Origin of the sequence: Asticcacaulis sp. AC466 (genome assembly GCF_000495815.1) — a bacterium.
In the GTDB taxonomy this organism is placed as follows: domain Bacteria; phylum Pseudomonadota; class Alphaproteobacteria; order Caulobacterales; family Caulobacteraceae; genus Asticcacaulis.
In genome coordinates this window covers 1-5,625 of the sequence record NZ_AWGE01000034.1, presented here as the reverse complement: position 1 = coordinate 5,625, position 5,625 = coordinate 1, and the positions used below count along the sequence as shown (strand labels likewise).

Sequence of the window (5,625 nt, the reverse complement as noted above, 5' to 3'; positions counted from 1 at the left end):
TGGTTGCGGGGGCCAGATTTGAACTGACGACCTTCAGGTTATGAGCCTGACGAGCTACCGGGCTGCTCCACCCCGCGTTGGGTGTCGTGTATTAAAAAAGACCGGCAAGCTTTTGTGCCGACCGGTCTTTTTTAATGTGTGTTTGTAATGAAGGGTCCAATACGTTGACCTTGGTAGACCTGGCGACGACCTACTCTCCCGCGACTTAAGACGAAGTACCATCGGCCCAGGAAGGCTTAACGACCGAGTTCGGAATGGGATCGGGTGGGGACCTTCCGGCATAGCCACCAGGTCAACCGAGACCAGCGTATTGTGAATGAGAAGACATTGTATGATTTTAGAAGCTTATGTTCCATGTGTTTTATTGAGGAACGATCAAGCCTATCGGATTATTAGTACCAGTTAGCTTCACACGTCACCGTGCTTCCACACCTGGCCTATCAACGTGGTAGTCTACCACGATCCTCAGCGAGACCTTGTTTTGAGGTTAGTTTCCCGCTTAGATGCTTTCAGCGGTTATCTATTCCATACTTAGCTACCCTGCTGCGCGGCTGGCGCCACGACAGGTCCACCAGAGGTATGTCCATCCCGGTCCTCTCGTACTAGGGATAGATCCTCTCAAGTCTCGTACACCCACGGCAGATAGGGACCAAACTGTCTCACGACGTTCTGAACCCAGCTCACGTACCACTTTAAATGGCGAACAGCCATACCCTTGGGACCTGCTCCAGCCCCAGGATGTGATGAGCCGACATCGAGGTGCCAAACTTTGCCGTCGATATGGACTCTTGGGCAAAATCAGCCTGTTATCCCTAGAGTACCTTTTATCCGTTGAGCGATGGCCCGTCCACGAAGGACCACCGGATCACTATGGCCGACTTTCGTCTCTGCTCGACTTGTCAGTCTCGCAGTCAGGCGGGCTTATGCCATTGCACTCGTCGAACGATTTCCGACCGTTCTGAGCCCACCATCGCGCGCCTCCGTTACACTTTGGGAGGCGACCGCCCCAGTCAAACTACCCACCACGCCATGTCCCGGACCCGGATAACGGGTCTCGGTTAGACGTCAACAGCAATAAGGGTGGTATTTCAAGGATGGCTCCACAGGAACTGGCGCCCCTGCTTCATAGCCTCCCACCTATCCTACACATGTTGCTGCTAACGCCAAGGCGAAGCTATAGTAAAGGTTCATAGGGTCTTTCCGTCTGACCGCGGGAACCCCGCATCTTCACGGGGAATTCAATTTCGCTGAGCCTATGCTGGAGACAGTGGGGAAGTCGTTACGCCATTCGTGCAGGTCGGAACTTACCCGACAAGGAATTTCGCTACCTTAGGACCGTTATAGTTACGGCCGCCGTTTACCGGGGCTTCAATTCGCAGCTTGCACCACTCCTTTTAACCTTCCGGCACCGGGCAGGCGTCAGACCCTATACGTCGCTTTACAGCTTCGCAGAGCCCTGTGTTTTTGATAAACAGTCGCTACCCCCTAGCCTGTGCCACTTACATCTGGTTGCCCAAATGCAAGTCACGCTTATCCCGAAGTTACGCGTGTAATTTGCCGAGTTCCTTCAGCATAGTTCTCTCAAGCGCCTTGGTATACTCTACCTGACCACCTGTGTCGGTTTCGGGTACAGTCTCTGTATGAGTTATTTCCAGGGACACGTTCCCTGCAAGGACAATCCAATAAGCCCTCACAAGTTACCGCATCCGTCACTTCATACTGGCCCAGGAATATTTACCTGGTTCCCATCGACTACGCCTTTCGGCCTCGCCTTAGGGGCTGGCTAACCCTACGCAGATTAGCTTTACGTAGGAACCCTTGGTCTTTCGGCGAGAGTGTCTCTCACACTCTTTATCGCTACTCATGTCAGCATTCTCACTTCCGATACCTCCAGCCAACCTCACGATTGACCTTCACAGGCTTACGGAACGCTCCGCTACCGCTCGCTAATGCGAGCCCTGATCTTCGGCATATGGCTTTAGCCCCGTTACATTTTCCGCGCAGGATCGCTTGATCAGTGAGCTGTTACGCTTTCTTTAAAGGATGGCTGCTTCTAAGCCAACCTCCTGATTGTCAAAGCAATCCCACATCGTTTCCCACTTAGCCATAATTTGGGGGCCTTAGATGCAGGTTAGGGTTGTTTCCCTTTTCACCATGGACGTTAGCACCCACAGTGTGTCTGCCGAACAGTTCTCTTGGGTATTCGGAGTTTGGTTAGAATTGGTACCACTCGCGCAGCCCGCATCCATCCAGTGCTCTACCCCCCAAGGAATAAATTCGACGCTCTACCTAAATAGATTTCGCGGAGAACCAGCTATGTCTAGGTTTGATTGGCCTTTCACCCCTATCCACAAGTCATCCGAATCTTTTTCAACAGATATCGGTTCGGACCTCCAGTTGGTGTTACCCAACCTTCATCCTGCTCATGGATAGATCACCTAGTTTCGGGTCGTCATGCGACGAACTTAACGCTCTATTCAAACTCGCTTTCGCTACGCCTACACCTAACGGCTTAAGCTTGCTCGGCACATGAAGTCGCTGACCCATTATACAAAAGGTACGCCGTCACCTCGCGTGGAGGCTCCGACTGCTTGTAGGCTTCCGATTTCAGGATCTGTTTCACTCCCCTTGTCGGGGTGCTTTTCACCTTTCCCTCACGGTACTTGTTCACTATCGGTCGTAGAGGAGTACTTAGGCTTGGAGGGTGGTCCCCCCATGTTCAGACAGGATTTCACGTGTCCCGCCCTACTCGAGTCTCTTGCTGTTTGATGTCTACGGGACTGTCACCCGCTATGGTCAGCCTTTCCAAGCTGTTCGACTTTATTTCACAAGAGCACTGGCCTGGTTCCCGTTCGCTCGCCACTACTAGGGAAGTCTCGGTTGATGTCCTTTCCTCCGGTTACTGAGATGTTTCAGTTCACCGGGTTTGCTTAATAAACCTATGTATTCAGTTTATTATACCTTTCAACAGCCAACTCATCTTAATGCGCCGCTTGCACGGCGAGTTCCACGTATAAAACGCAGGCACCTTACCCACCCACTCGCCCCTGCGTGACAGGGTCGAAGCAGGCATATAAGCCACTTCACTTGCTCATTAAAATGAGAGGACCGTAAAGGTGGGTTTCCCCATTCGGAGATATGCGGATCAATGGGTGCTAGCGCCTCCCCGCATCTTATCGCAGCTTGCTACGTCCTTCATCGCCTCTCTACGCCAAGGCATCCGTCAGAAGCCCTTTAACGCTTGATCGTTCTCAACAAAACGCATGTTTCTGACAAACCCAAACCCGTCAACGCCCTTGTCGAAAGGCTCCACCCTAGGGGAGTGGTGACGATTTGAGTTATACATACGCTTCTAATTTTGAGGTCTCATCCGCATACCCTTGGAAAGAAGTAGGTATATGCAGACTGTACTGAGACCTCGATTGTCAGACAATGTCTTCTCGGATACCCCCTAAAGCTATGAACATGCCGGGGAAACCCTTCATTTACAATTTCAACCAGGATCAAAGACCCTGAACCCGCCAGCTATCAAAAGACAACCAGCGAAACTTGCAACGCATCGTAAGCAGCTTACCTTGGCGCTCAACCTCTCAAGGGAGCGCCTGGTGGAGCCAGACGGATTCGAACCGACGACATCCTGCTTGCAAAGCAGGCGCTCTACCAACTGAGCTATGGCCCCTTGGTAGGCCCGACAAGATTTGAACTTGTGACCTCACGCTTATCAAGCGTGCGCTCTAACCAACTGAGCTACGGGCCCATAAGGCAGAAAGCACAAGATCATTCGACCCGGCTTACGATGCACACCCAACCCTACAAAAGTCCATAAGACCCCTGCCGGCTGAATGCGTATTGGAAAGAGAAACGAAGACGGCGGTGAACCGCATATATGTGAAGCTTCAAGAGCTTCGTTTAAGTGACATCCCAATAGATGCGTGAGCATCTGGAGGAATATCCTTAGAAAGGAGGTGATCCAGCCGCAGGTTCCCCTACGGCTACCTTGTTACGACTTCACCCCAGTCGCTGACCCTACCGTGGTCGCCTGCCCCCTTGCGGTTAGCGCAGCGCCTTCGGGTAGAACCAACTCCCATGGTGTGACGGGCGGTGTGTACAAGGCCCGGGAACGTATTCACCGCGGCATGCTGATCCGCGATTACTAGCGATTCCAACTTCATGCCCTCGAGTTGCAGAGGACAATCCGAACTGAGACGACTTTTAGGGATTTACCCTCTGTAGTCGCCATTGTAGCACGTGTGTAGCCCACCCTGTAAGGGCCATGAGGACTTGACGTCATCCCCACCTTCCTCCGGCTTAGCACCGGCAGTCCTGTTAGAGTTCCCAACTTAATGATGGCAACTAACAGCGAGGGTTGCGCTCGTTGCGGGACTTAACCCAACATCTCACGACACGAGCTGACGACAGCCATGCAGCACCTGTGTCCCAGTCCCCGAAGGGAAAGCTCGATCTCTCGAGTGGTCCAGGCATGTCAAAAGGTGGTAAGGTTCTGCGCGTTGCTTCGAATTAAACCACATGCTCCACCGCTTGTGCGGGCCCCCGTCAATTCCTTTGAGTTTTAATCTTGCGACCGTACTCCCCAGGCGGATTGCTTAATGCGTTAGCTGCGTCACCAACCGGCATGCCGGCTGACAACTAGCAATCATCGTTTACAGCGTGGACTACCAGGGTATCTAATCCTGTTTGCTCCCCACGCTTTCGAGCCTCAGCGTCAGTCATGATCCAGTAAGTCGCCTTCGCCACTGGTGTTCTTCCGAATATCTACGAATTTCACCTCTACACTCGGAGTTCCACTTACCTCTATCATACTCTAGGCTATCAGTTTTGAAGGCAATTCCAAGGTTGAGCCCTGGGCTTTCACCTCCAACTTGATAACCCGCCTACGCTCCCTTTACGCCCAGTAATTCCGAGCAACGCTAGCCCCCTTCGTATTACCGCGGCTGCTGGCACGAAGTTAGCCGGGGCTTCTTCTGTAGGTACCGTCATTATCGTCCCTACTGAAAGAATTTTACAATCCTAAGACCTTCATCATTCACGCGGCATGGCTGCGTCAGTCTTTCGACCATTGCGCAAGATTCCCCACTGCTGCCTCCCGTAGGAGTTTGGGCCGTGTCTCAGTCCCAATGTGGCTGATCATCCTCTCAGACCAGCTATAGATCGTAGCCTTGGTGGGCCTTTACCCCACCAACTAGCTAATCTAACGCGGGCCGCTCTAATGGCGATAAATCTTTCCCCCGAAGGGCACATTCGGTATTAGCTCAAGTTTCCCTGAGTTATTCCGAACCAAAAGGTACGTTCCCACGTGTTACTCACCCGTCCGCCACTATCCCGAAGGATCGTTCGACTTGCATGTGTTAGGCCTGCCGCCAGCGTTCGCTCTGAGCCAGGATCAAACTCTCAGGTTGGTTTGACCTTCAAAGACTCAGTATGCATATTACTGCGTACATAAGTGCGTTCATTAACGAGTTCCCACACGACATATCCCCGAAAGAATATGTCGAATGGTTGTCTTAAAGAGACCGCTAACTTTGATGTCGTTGAACAGTATCTCAACTGCTCGCCAGAACACCGCCGCCTGCGATTCCCTTTCCATTATCCACAATGTCAAAGACC

General features: G+C 52.2%; 3 tRNA genes and 3 rRNA genes. All 6 read right to left on the bottom strand.

Going from position 1 to position 5,625, the window contains the following annotated elements:
- The 6 genes from AEAC466_RS43315 to AEAC466_RS43290 all read right to left on the bottom strand — a co-directional run bounded on the left by AEAC466_RS43315 (position 1) and on the right by AEAC466_RS43290 (position 5,417).
- A tRNA-Met gene (locus AEAC466_RS43315) sits at positions 1-77 on the bottom strand.
- Positions 78-177: 100 nt separating this feature from the next.
- A 5S ribosomal RNA gene (gene rrf, locus AEAC466_RS43310) occupies positions 178-292 on the bottom strand.
- Positions 293-371: 79 nt separating this feature from the next.
- A 23S ribosomal RNA gene (locus tag AEAC466_RS43305) occupies positions 372-3,247 on the bottom strand.
- Between the two features lie 356 nt (positions 3,248-3,603).
- A tRNA-Ala gene (locus AEAC466_RS43300) sits at positions 3,604-3,679 on the bottom strand.
- Between the two features lies 1 nt (position 3,680).
- A tRNA-Ile gene (locus tag AEAC466_RS43295) sits at positions 3,681-3,757 on the bottom strand.
- A 201-nt stretch (positions 3,758-3,958) separates the two neighbouring features.
- Positions 3,959-5,417 (bottom strand): 16S ribosomal RNA (locus AEAC466_RS43290).
- The 16S, 23S and 5S rRNA genes sit together here with 3 tRNA genes alongside, the layout of an rRNA operon.
- Between the last annotated feature and the right edge of the window lie 208 nt (positions 5,418-5,625).